General features: G+C 67.3%; 11 protein-coding genes and 1 tRNA gene. 2 read left to right on the top strand and 10 right to left on the bottom strand.

The genetic code is table 11. The annotated features are described in order from the left end of the window. Positions 1-64: 64 nt before the first annotated feature. Positions 65-1,057, top strand: coding sequence for a M48 family metalloprotease (locus AQJ11_RS12235; protein ID WP_059263105.1), 993 nt, complete (start codon positions 65-67; stop codon positions 1,055-1,057). 60 nt (positions 1,058-1,117) lie between these two features. Here AQJ11_RS12235 and AQJ11_RS12240 read toward each other — a convergent pair whose 3' ends face one another. From AQJ11_RS12240 to AQJ11_RS12285, 10 genes are all read right to left on the bottom strand, one after another. Continuing rightward, positions 1,118-5,017 (bottom strand): DNA-directed RNA polymerase subunit beta', encoded by a 3,900-nt coding sequence (locus AQJ11_RS12240; protein WP_014674357.1) that lies wholly within the window; start codon positions 5,015-5,017, stop codon positions 1,118-1,120. A 99-nt stretch (positions 5,018-5,116) separates the two neighbouring features. Beyond that, positions 5,117-8,602 (bottom strand): DNA-directed RNA polymerase subunit beta, encoded by a 3,486-nt coding sequence (gene rpoB / locus AQJ11_RS12245; RefSeq protein WP_014674356.1) that lies wholly within the window; start codon positions 8,600-8,602, stop codon positions 5,117-5,119. A gap of 549 nt (positions 8,603-9,151) precedes the next feature. Next, complete coding sequence (gene rplL, locus AQJ11_RS12250; RefSeq protein WP_014674355.1) at positions 9,152-9,541, bottom strand: 50S ribosomal protein L7/L12; 390 nt, start codon at positions 9,539-9,541, stop codon at positions 9,152-9,154. Between the two features lie 111 nt (positions 9,542-9,652). Further along, entirely contained in the window at positions 9,653-10,183 is a 531-nt protein-coding gene (gene rplJ / locus AQJ11_RS12255; protein ID WP_014674354.1) for a 50S ribosomal protein L10, read from the bottom strand. A gap of 408 nt (positions 10,184-10,591) precedes the next feature. Further along, positions 10,592-11,512: an SCO4651 family lipoprotein gene (locus AQJ11_RS12260; RefSeq protein WP_014674353.1), complete on the bottom strand. Its 921-nt coding sequence runs from the start codon at positions 11,510-11,512 to the stop codon at positions 10,592-10,594. 167 nt (positions 11,513-11,679) lie between these two features. After that, a complete protein-coding gene (gene rplA / locus AQJ11_RS12265) occupies positions 11,680-12,405 on the bottom strand; it encodes a 50S ribosomal protein L1 (protein WP_014674352.1) in 726 nt (241 codons plus the stop codon). A gap of 100 nt (positions 12,406-12,505) precedes the next feature. After that, positions 12,506-12,940, bottom strand: coding sequence for a 50S ribosomal protein L11 (rplK, locus tag AQJ11_RS12270; protein WP_014674351.1), 435 nt, complete (start codon positions 12,938-12,940; stop codon positions 12,506-12,508). Between the two features lie 169 nt (positions 12,941-13,109). Continuing rightward, positions 13,110-13,973: a transcription termination/antitermination protein NusG gene (gene nusG, locus AQJ11_RS12275; RefSeq protein WP_014674350.1), complete on the bottom strand. Its 864-nt coding sequence runs from the start codon at positions 13,971-13,973 to the stop codon at positions 13,110-13,112. An 80-nt stretch (positions 13,974-14,053) separates the two neighbouring features. After that, entirely contained in the window at positions 14,054-14,341 is a 288-nt protein-coding gene (gene secE, locus AQJ11_RS12280) for a preprotein translocase subunit SecE (protein ID WP_014674349.1), read from the bottom strand. 106 nt (positions 14,342-14,447) lie between these two features. Further along, a tRNA-Trp gene (locus tag AQJ11_RS12285) sits at positions 14,448-14,520 on the bottom strand. A gap of 260 nt (positions 14,521-14,780) precedes the next feature. Here AQJ11_RS12285 and AQJ11_RS12290 point away from each other — a divergent pair. After that, positions 14,781-16,007 carry a pyridoxal phosphate-dependent aminotransferase gene (locus AQJ11_RS12290; RefSeq protein WP_014674348.1) on the top strand — a complete coding sequence of 409 codons (1,227 nt, stop codon included), beginning with the start codon at positions 14,781-14,783 and terminating at the stop codon, positions 16,005-16,007. The last annotated feature ends 92 nt before the right edge of the window (positions 16,008-16,099 follow it).

Here is a 16,099-nt window from a genome sequence, read left to right on the forward strand (position 1 = left end):
TCCCCGCGCTCGTCAGCCTTCGGAAGGAAGCGCCTTGCCCGTTCCCCACGAGGCGGAGGAATCCGTGCCTGTCCCGTCCGGCGACCCCACGGAGACCGCCTCCGCGCACGCACACGACGATCCTCTGTTCCGCACCGGCCGCGTCCACATCGCCGCCCGTCAGCGCGGCGCCGACGTCACGGCTCTGGTCGGCCTGGTCCTGCACGTCCCCCACATCCTCGCCAGCCTCGCCGTGGTCTTCGCCGTCGCGTACGCCGTCGACGTTCTCGGTGGCCCGCCCTGGTCGATACCTCTCGCCGCCTGGGCACTCAGCGGCGTCCTCGTCTTCCACCGTCCCTGCGAGCGCCTCATGGCACGCCGGTTGTTCGGCTTACGCCACCCCACACCGCAGGAAGCGGTGACGCTGCGAGCCGTCTGGCGTGCGGTGACCGCCCGGGCCGGGGTCCACGGCGGTGCCTACCAACTGTGGGTGGAGGAAAGTCACGACATCAACGCCATGGCGACGGCGGGTCACATCGTCGGCGTGACGAGCCACGCCCTGCGCACCCTTCCGCCGGCCCAGCTCGCCGGTGTCCTCGCCCACGAGCTGGGCCATCACACGCGGGGACACACATGGGCCTCACTCCTGAGCTTCTGGTACGCGTTGCCCGGCCGGCTCGCCTGGCGGCTTCTGCTCCGGCTGGCGAGACGCGTCCAGCACCTCTCGGTGGGTGCCACGATCCTCGTCGTAGCTCTCCTCGGGGCCGCCCTGGTCGCTCTGACCACAGCGACCTATGGCCTGATACTTCTGCCACTGGCCACGCCCTACCTGGCGGCTGCCGTCTCACGGCGCGCGGAGCTGCGGGCCGATGAGCACGCTGCGGGTCTGGGCTTCGCAGCGCAGCTCATGGTGGTGCTCGGCCAGGAGTACGAGCGGACGAGCAGACAGGATGCCGCTCGCGCGATGCACGGCGCCCGGGCCGAAAAGGTGTCGATCATCGCGCGGTTGCTCGATGGTCACCCGGATGTGCACACCCGGCTGCACCACCTCCAGAACTGGCTGGAGAGCCGGCACTGAAACGCCGAAGGGCGGCCACCCCCTCTCGGGAGTGACCGCCCTTCAGTTCAAGCTGCCCGCTTACTGGTTGTACGGACCGTAGTCGTAGTCCTCCAGCGGCACGGCCTGGCCGGAGCCCGTGCCGAACGGCGAGTAGTCGATGTCGTCGTAGCCGACGGCCGAGTACATCGCGGCCTTGGCCTCCTCGGTCGGCTCGACCCGGATGTTGCGGTAGCGGGACAGGCCCGTACCGGCCGGGATGAGCTTACCGATGATGACGTTCTCCTTGAGGCCGATGAGCGAGTCCGACTTGGCGTTGATCGCCGCGTCGGTGAGGACTCGCGTCGTCTCCTGGAAGGACGCCGCCGACAGCCAGGACTCGGTCGCCAGCGAGGCCTTGGTGATACCCATGAGCTGCGGACGACCGGAGGCCGGGTGACCGCCCTCCTGGACCACACGACGGTTCTCCTGCTCGAAGCGGGAGCGCTCGACCAGCTCGCCGGGCAGCAGCTCGGCGTCGCCGGACTCGATGATCGTCACGCGGCGGAGCATCTGCCGGATGATGATCTCGATGTGCTTGTCGTGGATCGACACACCCTGCGAGTTGTACACCTTCTGGACCTCGCCGACCAGGTGGACCTGGACGGCACGCTGACCCAGGATGCGCAGCACGTCGTGCGGGTTGGTGGCACCCACGGTGAGCTGCTGGCCCACCTCGACGTGGTCGCCCTCGCGGACCAGGACCTTGGCACGCTTCGAGATCGGGTACGCCGTCTCGTCGCTGCCGTCGTCCGGGGTGACGACGATCTTCTTGGTCTTCTCGGTCTCCTCGATCCGGACGCGGCCGGAGGCCTCGGAGATCGGGGCGACGCCCTTCGGGGTACGGGCCTCGAAGAGCTCGACGACACGCGGCAGACCCTGGGTGATGTCGTCACCGGCCACACCACCGGTGTGGAAGGTACGCATCGTCAGCTGGGTACCGGGCTCACCGATGGACTGGGCGGCGATGATGCCGACCGCCTCACCGATGTCGACCAGCTTGCCGGTGGCCAGCGAGCGGCCGTAGCACATCGCGCAGGTACCGACGGCGGACTCGCAGGTCAGGACCGAGCGGGTCTTGACCTCCTCGACGCCACGGCCGACGAGCTCCTCGATGAGGACGTCGCCCAGGTCGGTGCCGGCCGGGGCCAGCACCTGGCCGTCGACCACGATGTCCTCGGCGAGGCAGCGCGCGTACACGGACGTCTCGACGTCGTCCGCCTTGCGCAGCACGCCGTCGGCGCCGCGGTCGGCGATCCGCAGCCGCAGGCCGCGGTCGGTGCCGCAGTCCTCCTCGCGGATGATGACGTCCTGGGAGACGTCGACCAGACGACGGGTGAGGTAACCCGAGTCGGCGGTACGCAGAGCGGTGTCCGCCAGACCCTTACGGGCACCGTGCGTGGAGATGAAGTACTCCAGCACGGACAGACCCTCACGGAACGAGGCCTTGATGGGCCGCGGGATCGTCTCGTTCTTCGCGTTCGACACCAGACCACGCATACCGGCGATCTGCCGCATCTGCATCATGTTTCCTCGGGCACCCGAGTCAACCATCATGAAGATGGGGTTCGTCTTGGGGAAGTTCTCGTTCATCGCCTCGGCGACCTCGTTGGTCGCCTTGGTCCAGATCGCGATGAGTTCCTGAGTGCGCTCTTCCTTGGTGATGAGACCGCGCTCGTACTGCTTCTGGACCTTCTCGTCCTGCGCCTCGTAGCCGCGGACGATCTCCTTCTTCGCCTCGGGAACGACGACGTCGGAGATGGCCACGGTGACACCGGAACGGGTCGCCCAGTAGAAGCCGGCCGCCTTCAGGTTGTCGAGCGTCGCCGCCACGATGACCTTCGGGTAGCGCTCGGCGAGGTCGTTGACGATCTCGGAGAGCTGCTTCTTGCCCACCGAGTAGTCCACGAACGGGTAGTCCTCGGGCAGCAGCTCGTTGAAGAGCGCGCGGCCCAGGGTGGTGCGCAGGCGGAAGGAGTCACCCTGCTGCCACTCGGGCTCGCCCTCCTCGCGCGCCGGCGGGGTCCAGCCGCGCGGCGGGATGGTGCCCACCGGGAAGCGGATGTCCACGGCCGACTGAAGCGCGAGCTCGCCGGCGTCGAACGCCATGATCGCCTCGGCCGTGGAACCGAACGCGCGGCCCTCGCCCTTGGTGTCACGCAGCTCGCCGTCGGTGGTGAGGAAGAACAGACCGAGGACCATGTCCTGGGTCGGCATCGTCACCGGACGGCCGTCGGCCGGCTTGAGGATGTTGTTCGAGGACAGCATCAGGATGCGGGCCTCGGCCTGCGCCTCCGCGGACAGCGGCAGGTGCACGGCCATCTGGTCACCGTCGAAGTCCGCGTTGAACGCGGTGCAGACGAGCGGGTGGATCTGGATGGCCTTGCCCTCGACCAGCTGCGGCTCGAAGGCCTGGATGCCGAGGCGGTGCAGGGTGGGCGCACGGTTCAGCAGCACCGGGTGCTCGGCGATGACCTCTTCGAGGACGTCGTACACGACGGTGCGGCCGCGCTCCACCATGCGCTTGGCGCTCTTGATGTTCTGCGCGTGGTTCAGGTCGACCAGGCGCTTCATCACGAACGGCTTGAAGAGCTCCAGCGCCATGGCCTTGGGCAGACCGCACTGGTGCAGCTTCAGCTGCGGGCCGACGACGATGACGGAACGCGCCGAGTAGTCGACTCGCTTGCCGAGCAGGTTCTGACGGAAGCGACCCTGCTTGCCCTTCAGCATGTCGGACAGCGACTTCAGCGGACGGTTGCCGGGGCCCGTGACCGGGCGACCACGACGGCCGTTGTCGAAGAGCGCGTCGACGGCCTCCTGGAGCATGCGCTTCTCGTTGTTCACGATGATCTCGGGGGCACCGAGGTCGAGAAGGCGCTTCAGGCGGTTGTTGCGGTTGATGACACGGCGGTACAGGTCGTTCAGGTCGGAGGTCGCGAAGCGGCCACCGTCCAGCTGCACCATCGGACGCAGGTCCGGCGGGATGACCGGGACGCAGTCCAGGACCATGCCCTTGGGGCTGTTGGAGGTCTGGAGGAACGCGGAGACGACCTTCAGCCGCTTCAGGGCACGGGTCTTCTTCTGGCCCTTGCCGGTGCGGATGATCTCGCGGAGACGCTCGGCCTCCTCCTCCAGGTCGAAGGACTCCAGGCGCTTCTGGAGCGCCGCGGCGCCCATCGAGCCGTCGAAGTAGGTGCCGAAGCGGTCGCGCAGCTCGCGGTAGAGCAGCTCGTCGCCCTCCAGGTCCTGGACCTTGAGGTTCTTGAACCGGTTCCACACCTCGTCGAGGCGGTCGATCTCGCGCTGCGCGCGGTCGCGCAGCTGCTTCATCTCGCGCTCGGCACCCTCGCGCACCTTGCGGCGCACGTCGGCCTTGGCACCCTCGGCCTCCAGCTCGGCCAGGTCGGACTCAAGCTTCTTGGCGCGGGCCTCCAGGTCGGCGTCCCGGCGGTTCTCGATCTGCTGACGCTCGACCGAGACGTGCGCCTCCAGGGAGGGCAGGTCGCGGGTACGACGCTCCTCGTCGACGTACGTGATCATGTACGCGGCGAAGTAGATGACCTTCTCAAGGTCCTTCGGCGCCAGGTCCAGCAGGTAGCCGAGGCGCGAGGGGACACCCTTGAAGTACCAGATGTGCGTGACGGGAGCGGCCAGCTCGATGTGGCCCATCCGCTCACGGCGCACCTTGGCACGCGTGACCTCGACGCCACAGCGCTCGCAGATGATGCCCTTGAAGCGGACGCGCTTGTACTTGCCGCAGTAGCACTCCCAGTCCCGGGTCGGACCGAAGATCTTCTCGCAGAAGAGTCCGTCCTTCTCGGGCTTGAGGGTGCGGTAGTTGATGGTCTCGGGCTTCTTGACCTCGCCGTGGCTCCACTGACGGATGTCGTCAGCGGTGGCCAGGCCGATCCGGAGCTCGTCGAAGAAGTTGACGTCGAGCACTATGCGTCAATCCCTCTCAGGGTCGTTAAGTCTGTGGTCTGAAACGGGGGCCTGGGGGTCGGCGGGGCCCTTGTGGGTCAGGGCCCCGCCGGACTCCCGTCAGACCTCTTCGACGCTGCTCGGCTCGCGCCGGGACAGGTCGATACCGAGCTCCTCCGCAGCGCGGAAGACGTCCTCGTCGGTGTCGCGCATCTCGATGGACATACCGTCGCTGGACAGCACCTCCACGTTCAGGCAGAGCGACTGCATCTCCTTGATGAGCACCTTGAAGGACTCGGGGATGCCGGGCTCGGGGATGTTCTCGCCCTTGACGATGGCCTCGTAGACCTTCACGCGGCCGGTGACGTCGTCGGACTTGATGGTCAGCAGCTCCTGGAGGGCGTACGCGGCGCCGTAGGCCTCAAGGGCCCACACCTCCATCTCACCGAACCGCTGGCCACCGAACTGGGCCTTACCACCCAGCGGCTGCTGGGTGATCATCGAGTACGGACCGGTCGAGCGGGCGTGCAGCTTGTCGTCGACCAGGTGGTGCAGCTTCAGGATGTACATGTAGCCGACCGAGATCGGGTCCGGGAACGGCTCACCGCTACGGCCGTCGAACAGCCGCGCCTTACCGGTCGGGAGCACCATGCGCTCGCCGTCCCGGTTCGGGATGGTGTGCTGGAGCAGACCCGCCAGTTCGTCCTCACGGGCACCGTCGAAGACCGGGGTCGCGACGTTGGTGCCGGGGGCGACCTGGTCGGCGCCGATGGCCTGGAGGCGCTGGGCCCACTCCTCCGCGAGGCCGGAGACGTCCCAGCCGCGGCTGGCGAGCCAGCCGAGGTGGATCTCCAGGACCTGTCCCGGGTTCATTCGGGACGGCACACCCAGCGGGTTGAGGATGATGTCGACCGGGGTGCCGTCCTCCAGGAACGGCATGTCCTCGATCGGCAGGATCTTGGAGATGACACCCTTGTTGCCGTGACGGCCGGCGAGCTTGTCACCGTCGGTGATCTTGCGCTTCTGCGCGACGTAGACGCGGACCAGCTGGTTCACGCCCGGCGGCAGCTCGTCGCCCTCCTCGCGGTCGAAGACGCGCACACCGATGACCTTGCCGGTCTCGCCGTGCGGCACCTTCAGCGAGGTGTCACGGACCTCACGGGCCTTCTCACCGAAGATCGCGCGCAGCAGGCGCTCCTCCGGCGTCAGCTCGGTCTCACCCTTCGGGGTGACCTTGCCGACGAGGATGTCACCGGCGATGACCTCGGCACCGATGCGGATGATGCCGCGCTCGTCCAGGTCGGCGAGGACCTCCTCGGAGACGTTCGGGATGTCCCGGGTGATCTCCTCGGGGCCGAGCTTGGTGTCACGGGCGTCGACCTCGTGCTCCTCGATGTGGATCGAGGAGAGGACGTCGTCCTGCACGAGGCGCTGCGACAGGATGATCGCGTCCTCGTAGTTGTGACCCTCCCACGGCATGAACGCCACGAGCAGGTTCTTGCCGAGGGCCATCTCGCCGTTCTGGGTGGCCGGGCCGTCGGCGAGGACCTGGCCCTCGACGACACGGTCGCCCTCGTTGACGATGACCTTCTGGTTGACCGAGGTGCCCTGGTTGGAGCGGGCGAACTTGGCCAGGCGGTACGTGATGTACGTGCCGTCGTCGTTGGCGGTGGTGATGTAGTCCGCGGAGACCTCCTGGACCACACCGGCCTTCTCGGCCTTGACGACGTCGCCGGCGTCGACGGCGGAGCGGTACTCCATGCCGGTACCGACGAGCGGGGCCTCCGACTTAATCAGCGGAACGGCCTGGCGCATCATGTTCGCGCCCATGAGGGCACGGTTGGCGTCGTCGTGCTCAAGGAAGGGGATCATGGCGGTCGCGACCGACACCATCTGGCGCGGCGAGACGTCCATGTAGTCCACGTCCTCGGGGCCGACGTAGTCGACCTCGCCGCCACGACGGCGGACGAGCACGCGGCTCTCCTCGAACCGGAGGTCGTTCGTCAGCGGCGCGTTGGCCTGCGCGATGACGAAGCGGTCCTCCTCGTCGGCGGTCAGGTAGTCGACCTCGTCGGTGACCTGGCCGTCGATGACCTTGCGGTACGGGGTCTCGACGAAGCCGAACGCGTTGACCCGGCCGTAGGAGGCGAGCGAGCCGATCAGACCGATGTTCGGGCCTTCCGGCGTCTCGATCGGGCACATACGGCCGTAGTGCGACGGGTGCACGTCACGGACCTCGAAGCCGGCCCGCTCACGGGAGAGACCACCCGGGCCAAGAGCCGACAGACGGCGCTTGTGGGTGAGACCCGACAGCGGGTTGTTCTGGTCCATGAACTGGGACAGCTGACTGGTGCCGAAGAACTCCTTGATGGAGGCGACGACCGGCCGGATGTTGATCAGGGTCTGCGGCGTGATCGCCTCGACGTCCTGGGTCGTCATCCGCTCGCGGACGACACGCTCCATACGCGCCAGACCCGTGCGGACCTGGTTCTGGATGAGCTCGCCGACGCTGCGCAGACGACGGTTGCCGAAGTGGTCGATGTCGTCGGTCTCGACGACGACCGTCTCGCCGTTGTCACCGGTGGTCTCGGTCTCGCCGGCGTGCAGCTTCACCAGGTACTTGATCGTCGAGATGATGTCCTCGACGGTCAGGATGCCCGCGTCCAGCGGGGTGTCCGTACCCAGCTTCTTGTTGACCTTGTAGCGGCCGACCTTGGCGAGGTCGTAGCGCTTGGGGTTGAAGTAGAGGTTCTCCAGCAGCGTCTGCGCGGCCTCACGCGTGGGGGGCTCGCCCGGGCGCAGCTTGCGGTAGATGTCGAGCAGCGCGTCGTCCTGGCCCTGGGTGTGGTCCTTCTCCAGGGTGGCGCGCATCGACTCGTAGTCGCCGAACTCCTCAAGGATCTGCTCGGTCGTCCAGCCGAGCGCCTTCAGCAGCACGGTGACCGACTGCTTGCGCTTGCGGTCGATACGGACACCGACCATGTCGCGCTTGTCGATCTCCATCTCCAGCCAGGCACCCCGGGACGGGATGATCTTGGCGGAGAAGATGTCCTTGTCGGACGTCTTGTCGATGCTGGAGTCGAAGTAGACACCGGGGGAACGGACCAGCTGCGACACCACGACACGCTCGGTGCCGTTGATGACGAAAGTGCCCTTGTTCGTCATGAGCGGGAAGTCGCCCATGAAGACGGTCTGGGACTTGATCTCGCCGGTCTCGTTGTTGGTGAACTCGGCGGTGACGAAGAGCGGGGCGGCGTACGTGAAGTCGCGCTCCTTGCACTCGTCGATCGAGTTCTTGGGCGGCTCGAAGCGGTGGTCCCGGAACGTCAGCGACATCGACCCGGAGAAGTCCTCGATCGGGGAGATCTCCTCGAAGATCTCCTCCAGACCGGACTTGGTGGGGACGTCCTGACCGTTCTCAAGAGCCTCCTCGACCCGAGTCTGCCAAGCGGTGTTGCCGAGCAGCCAGTCAAAGCTCTCGGTCTGCAGCGCGAGCAGGTTCGGAACCTCAAGGGGCTCCTTGATCTTTGCAAAGGAGATGCGCAGCGGGGCGGTGCTGGCGCCGTTGTTCGTATTCGCGGTCGAGGCAGTGCGCGAGGCGGCCAAGAGGGGGTCCTTCCGAGGGCTCGGACTCACTACGCGCGTACCGGTCCCTCTCCCTACACAGGGACGGAAACCCCAGGTCAGGGGGGCTTCGGTCGACTGTGCTCAAGTGAGGGCAGACCCCTGGTGACGGGCAGGGGACAGCTAACAGGCAGCGCAAAGGGTCAGTGTAGCCACTTGGCACACTGATGTCCAGTGCGGGTTTTCGAAGACCCTCGTTGTCCTCAACGCCCTTGTCAACGCCCTCGGCATGCCTGCCCTCAACGCACGTTGATACTGCCCTCTTCGTCGCCGATCCATGCCTCGGATTCGGATCCTTGTGACGACGCGTCCTGAGAATTGCGCGCTGCGTGCGGTTCGTCAAGGGTTCCTTGCCCGAACCGGAGCAACGGGAGACACGACGAAGATCACCTTACCCCTCACGAACAGAGGTGCAAGGCAGCCGAGGCCGGACCCCGGGGAACGCCGAAGGGCGACCACCCGGATGGATGATCGCCCTTCGGTGCGTTCGCGTTACAGCCCTAGTGGGCCGTTTCGACGGTCGCGAAGGTCTTACTTGACCTCGACGGACGCGCCGGCGCCCTTGAGGGCCTCGGCGGCCTTGTCGGCCTGCTCCTTGTTGACCTTCTCAAGGACCGGCTTCGGGGTGCCGTCGACGAGGTCCTTGGCCTCCTTCAGACCCAGGGAGGTCAGCTCACGCACGACCTTGATGACCTGGATCTTCTTGTCGCCGGCGCCGGTGAGGATGACGTCGAACTCGTCCTTCTCCTCCTCGGCAGCGGCCTCGGCGCCACCGGCGGCACCGCCGGCAACGACGACCGGGGCAGCGGCGGCAGCGGTGACGTCGAACTTGTCCTCGAAGGCCTTCACGAACTCGGAGAGCTCGATGAGGGTCATCTCCTCGAACTGGGCAAGCAGCTCGTCCTGGGTGAGCTTCGCCATGATGGCGGTCCTTCCACTCAAATCGGCAGGTGCCGGATGTACTGGATAAGGCGGGCGTACGTCGGCCCGCTGCGACCCGCGCCGTTGGTGCGGGTCAGAAAGCGAGCCGAATTACTCGGCACCGCCCTGCTCGGCCTGCTTGGCGCGCAGCGCGTCCACGGTGCGGACGAGCTTCGACGGCAGCGCCTGGAAGACGGAGGCAGCCTGGGACTGCTTCGCCTTGAAGGCACCGGCCAGCTTGCTGAGCAGAACCTCGCGGGACTCAAGGTCCGCAAGCTTCTTGATCTCGTCGGCGGAGAGGGCCTTGCCCTCAAGGACACCGCCCTTGATGACGAGATTGGGGTTGTCCTTGGCGAAGTCACGCAGACCCTTCGCCGACTCCACCGGGTCACCGGTGACGAAGGCGACGGCCGTCGGGCCAGCGAAGAGCTGGTCCTCCAGCGTGATCCCGGCCTCCTTGGCCGCAATCTTGGTCAGCGTGTTCTTCACCACGGCGTACTGGGCGTTCTCACCGAGCGACCGGCGCAGCGTCTTGAGCTGCGCCACGGTGAGACCGCGGTACTCGGTCAGCACGGCGGCGTTGGAGCTGCGGAACTTGTCCGTCAGCTCCGCAACCGCGGCAGCCTTGTCGGGCCTCGCCATAGAGCCTCGGCCTCCTTCCGGGTGATTCGGACCGCGCGGACCCGAAGGAGGACTGGGGAAAACGAAACGCCCCGGCGCAGGCGCATGGGGCGGACTCGACCGGCCGCACACGCGCTCGGCGCGCGCACTCCGGGAGTTCTTCCACTGTCACCTGCGCGGGTCGCCCACTTTTCAGCGGATCCTTCGGCCACCGCACCCTCGTACGAGCGCACGGCAACGACCAGCGGTCTTTGGCTTCTCGAAGAGAGTACGGGACGGGGGCTCCATCGAGCAAATCGGCCGTTTACGACCGCTCAGGCCGGGGCACGGCAGGCTCCGCCGACCAGGGCGGGCAGGTGGCCGGCAGGCCCTCCGAGGGGCGCTGAGGGCGCCTCGGAGGGCCGTGAGGGCCGCCGGGTGAGGAGAAGGTCAGGAGGTGGCGCCGGTGCCGCCCGTCAGCGTGCCGCCGGACTTCAGCATGTCCGCGAAATCCTTGGTGTCGCCGGCCGGGGGCGCCTCGGCGGTCACCTTCACGCCGTAGTCGCTGTAGAAGGAGGTGTTGGTCATGGCGCCGTTGGCCGTGTCGGCCTTCTCGGTCTTCTTGACCAGCAGGTCCTGGTCGTTGATCCAGATGTCGACGGTGTCGGTGGTGACGCCGGCCTGGCTGAGCTGCTTCTTCAGGGCCGACAGCTGCTCGGCGCTGAGGTCGCTGGTCTTGCCCGCGAGGTCGGCGACGTTCAGCGTGCCCGAGTAGTGGGTGGTGTGGACGCCGGAGATCGTCTCCTCGCCCACCTTCTTGACGTCGCCCGAGGCCAGCAGCATCTTCACGGACTGGTTCGGCGTGGCGTTCTGGATCTGGTCCTTCATGTACGAACCGGAGGCGCCGCCGAGCTTGGCGAGGTCGTCGTAGGAGTACTTGATCCAGTGCTTGCCGCCGCCCGCCTGCTGGGCGTAGGTGTCGCTCATGTGCGCGTAGTAGGCGTCCGGCAGGTACCGGGCCTCCATCGACTGCGTGCCGGCCTTCTTCATCAGCTCGGCCATCTGGCCGCCGGTGTACGTGATGGTGAGGTTGCCCTTGAGGCCGTCGCCCCAGGTGAGGGCGCCGTTCGCGGTCATCGACATGAGGTCGCCGATGGACGTGGTGGAGCGCACCTTGGCGGAGTCGGCCTTGTCGGTGGACTTCTCGGCGGAGCGCAGGGCGGCGATGGGGCTCACGTGCGCCGCGGTCTTGCCGGCCGCCTTGTCACCGCCGTCCTTCCCGGAGTCGGAGGAGCCGCACGCGGCCACTCCGGTCAGCGCGGCCACCACGGCTGCGGAAAGGGCCACCCGGCGCACGGTCGTGCTCATCATCTGCTCCCACCCCTGATGCGTTGTCCTGTGCCTGCACGGTATGCCAGGCCACTGACAGTCGTGCGAAAAGTCGCACAAAGAAAGGACGGGCCCGGAACCTCCGAGGTTCCAGGGCCCGCCCTTTTCTTTACGCGTACCTGACGCGGCTACCGGGCTGAGCTACGGGCTCAGACGGCGGCCGGGTCCTCCTCGACGAGGAGGTTGCGGGTGCGGTTCGGGTCGACCGGGATGCCGGGGCCCATGGTGGTGCTGACCGCGGCCTTCTTGATGTAGCGACCCTTGGCGGCGGACGGCTTCAGACGGAGGATCTCCTCCAGCGCGGCGCCGTAGTTCTCCACCAGCTTGGAGTCGTCGAAGGACGCCTTGCCGATGATGAAGTGCAGGTTCGAGTGCTTGTCGACGCGGAACTCGATCTTGCCGCCCTTGATGTCGGTGACGGCCTTGGCGACGTCGGGGGTGACGGTGCCGGTCTTCGGGTTCGGCATCAGACCACGCGGGCCGAGGACGCGGCCGAGGCGGCCGACCTTGCCCATGAGGTCCGGGGTGGCGACGACGGCGTCGAAGTCCAGACGGCCCTTCGCCACCTCGTCGATCAGTTCGTCGGAGCCGACGATGTCGGCGCCCGCGGCCTCCGCGGCCGCAGCACGGTCACCGGTCGCGAAGACCAGGACCCGGGCGGTCTTGCCGGTGCCGTGCGGAAGGTTCACGGTGCCACGGACCATCTGGTCGGCCTTGCGCGGGTCGACACCCAGACGGAAGGCCACCTCGACGGTCGCGTCGAACTTGGTCGTGGAGGTCTCCTTGGCCAGACGGACGGCTTCGAGCGGGGCGTACAGCTTCTCCCGGTCGACCTTGGCGTCCGCAGCGCGGAGAGCCTTGCTGCGCTTGCTCACAACTTGCTCCTGTGTGTTCTGAAGGAGTCGTGGTCCCTGGGCCGAGCAGGCCCTGCCACGTGCGACCGGCTACGGCCGCATGACTGCTGGGGGGTTGGGGTCAGCCCTCGACCGTGACGCCCATGGAACGCGCGGTACCGGCGATGATCTTCGCGGCGGCGTCCAGGTCGTTCGCGTTCAGGTCGGCCATCTTGGTCTGGGCGATCTCGCGGACCTGCGCCTCGGTGATCTTGGCGACCTTGGTCTTGTGCGGCTCGCCGGAGCCCTTCTCGATGCCCGCGGCCTTGAGGATCATCTTCGCGGCCGGCGGCGTCTTGGTGATGAAGGTGAAGGAGCGGTCCTCGTAGACCGTGATCTCCACCGGGATGACCCAACCGCGCTGCGACTCGGTCGCGGCGTTGTAGGCCTTGCAGAACTCCATGATGTTGACGCCGTGCTGACCCAGCGCCGGGCCGACCGGCGGAGCCGGGTTGGCGGCGCCGGCCTGGATCTGGAGCTTGATGAGCCCCGTGACCTTCTTCTTCTTGGGAGGCATAGCTCTCCGGGTCCTTTCGGTTCGGGTCCTGCCCGCCTCCGGGGACCACCCGGATGCAGGCATACCGCACAACGATAACGGGTATAGATGCGCGGCCAAAAACCGTGCAGGTCAGGAGGGCTGAACCAGCCCGCCTGACCTGCACGGAAGCGGTACGTCCAGAAATGAACTAGTTCTTCTGGATCTGGTCGAAGGAGAGCTCGACCGGCGTCTCGCGGCCGAAGATCTCCACCAGGCCCTTGACCTTCTTCGAGTCGGGGTTGATCTCGTTGATGGTCGCCTGGAGCGTGGCGAACGGGCCGTCGGTGACGGTGACCGAGTCGCCGACCTCGAAGTCCAGCACCTGGACCTCGACCTTGCGCTGCGGGGCGGGCTTGCCCTCGGCCTCGGCGGCCTCGCGAGCGGCCTTCTCCTCGGCCTCCGGGGCGAGCATCTTGACGATCTCGTCCAGGGTCAGGGGGTACGGGTCGTAGGCGTTGCCGACGAAGCCGGTGACGCCCGGGGTGTTGCGGACGACGCCCCAGGACTCGTTCGTCAGGTCCATGCGGACCAGGACGTAACCCGGCAGCTTGTTCTGCTTGATCGTCTTGCGGTCGCCGTTCTTGATCTGGACGACCTCTTCCTGCGGCACCTCGGCCTGGAAGATGTAGTCCTCGACGTTCAGCGAGACGGCGCGCTGCTCCAGGTTGGTCTTCACGCGGTTCTCGTAGCCGGCGTAGGTGTGGATGACGTACCACTCGCCGGGCAGGGTGCGCAGTTCCTCGCGCAGGGCCTCGACCGGGTCCACCGGAGCGGCGGGCTCTTCCTCGGCGGCCTCCGCGACGGCGGCCTCCTCGTCGGCCTCGTCGGCCTCTTCGTCCTCGTCCTCGGCGTGCAGGGCGGCCTCCTCGGCCGGCTCACCCGCCTCGGCCTCGGCAGCCTCGAACTCGTCCTGCTCGTCCGCGCCCTCGACGATGTCGAGCTCGTCGTCCACCGTCTCGGCAGCCAGCCCTCGGGGCTCGGTGGCGTCGTCGTTCAGGTTCGGGTCAGACACGATGGCTGCTTCTTCCTGGATACATAGGGGTGGAACATGCGAAAACGGGCGCCGGTACCACGGCGCCCTTCGCTCTTGGCTCAGCCGAAGACGTACTTGGCCGCGTGGTTGAGCCCATAGTCAATCACGGTCACCAGGGCGATCATGATGGCGACGAAGAAGATCACCACGGTGGTGTACGAGGTGAGCTGGTTGCGCGAGGGCCAGACGACCTTGCGGAGCTCCGCGATGATCTGCCGGTAGAAGGTGGCCAGGCGCTTGAGCGGGCCCTTCTTGGCGCGCTTGCCGCCCTTGCGAGCCCTCTTCTTGGACTCGGACACCTCGTCCTGGGCATCAGGCGTGTCGATGGAGCCCACGGCGTCCGTCATTGTCCTCACCTGATCCCGGGTCGTGGCCGTGCCGCGCCCGGTTTCTGAGCCGCACGGCGGTGCATTGCTGTACGTACATGCGCACACATCCTGGCGGTGTGTGTAGCAGGGCCGGAGGGACTTGAACCCCCAACCGCCGGTTTTGGAGACCGGTGCTCTACCAATTGAGCTACGACCCTTTGTGTGTCCCCCAACGTACCGCATCCGACCGGGTGCCCGGTGTGCACCGGCTCGGCGGCGGCTGCTGAAGGCCAACGAGGTGAGAGTGTACGTGGTCCGGGCCCCGGCGTCGAACAGAAAGTGCCAGTCCGGGGCCGCGTGACCAGAGATCGTCCTGGCCGGGGCCCGGATTCGGACCCGTGTTCACGCCTCGACCCTTCCTGTTCAGTCTGTGAAACCCGTGTGCCAGGGTCATTTCCGGTCTGGAACGATGGGCCGCATGAGCGCTGCAACCCCTCCCACCGAGCGCCGGGTCTCCGCCCGAGTCGGCGCGATCTCCGAGTCCGCCACCCTCGCCGTGGACGCCAAGGCCAAGGCCCTGAAGGCCGCCGGGCGTCCGGTGATCGGCTTCGGCGCCGGTGAGCCCGACTTCCCGACCCCGGACTACATCGTCGAGGCGGCCGTCGAGGCCTGCAAGAACCCCAAGTACCACCGCTACACCCCGGCCGGCGGCCTCCCCGAGCTGAAGGCCGCCATCGCGGCGAAGACGCTGCGCGACTCCGGCTGGGAGCCCGACGTCTCGCAGATCCTGGTCACCAACGGTGGCAAGCAGGCCATCTACGAGGCGTTCGCCGCGATCCTCGACCCGGGCGACGAGGTCATCGTCCCCGCGCCGTACTGGACGACCTACCCGGAGTCGATCCGCCTGGCCGGCGGTGTCCCGGTCGAGGTCGTCGCCGACGAGACCACCGGCTACCGCGTCACGGTGGAGCAGCTGGAGGCGGCGCGCACGGAGAAGACGAAGGTGGTCCTCTTCGTCTCCCCGTCCAACCCGACCGGCGCGGTGTACTCCGAGACCGAGACCGAGGCGATCGGCCGCTGGGCCGTCGAGCACGGCCTGTGGGTGCTCACCGACGAGATCTACGAGCACCTGGTCTACGGCGAGGCCGCCGCCGTGTCCCTGGCGGGGCTCTTCCCCGAGCTGCGCGACAAGTGCATCGTGGTCAACGGTGTGGCGAAGACGTACGCCATGACCGGCTGGCGCGTGGGCTGGGTCATCGGCCCGAAGGACGTGGTCAAGGCCGCGACGAACCTCCAGTCGCACGCCACCTCGAACGTCTCCAACGTCGCCCAGGTGGCCGCGCTGGCCGCCGTCTCCGGTGACCTCGACGCCGTGGCGACGATGCGCGAGGCCTTCGACCGGCGCCGCAAGACCATCGTGCGGATGCTCAACGAGATCGACGGCGTGCTCTGCCCGGAGCCGGAGGGCGCCTTCTACGCCTACCCGTCGGTCAAGGCGCTGCTCGGCAAGGAGATCCGCGGCAAGCGCCCGCAGGACACCGTCGAGCTGGCCGCGCTGATCCTGGAGGAGGCCGAGGTCGCGGTCGTCCCGGGCGAGGCCTTCGGCACGCCGGGCTATCTGCGGCTGTCGTACGCGCTCGGTGACGAGGACCTCGTCGAGGGCGTGAGCCGCATCCAGAAGCTGCTGGCGGAGGCCAGGGACTGAGTCGTCCATTCCTGGACAGGGGTACTTCTGGATTCCCGGAGGTGCCCCTGTTCGTTTGTGCGAGCAAGAGCACGTAAGGGGAAACGGCTACC

The sequence above is a fragment of the Streptomyces corchorusii genome (genome assembly GCF_001514055.1).
Lineage (GTDB): Bacteria > Actinomycetota > Actinomycetes > Streptomycetales > Streptomycetaceae > Streptomyces > Streptomyces olivaceoviridis.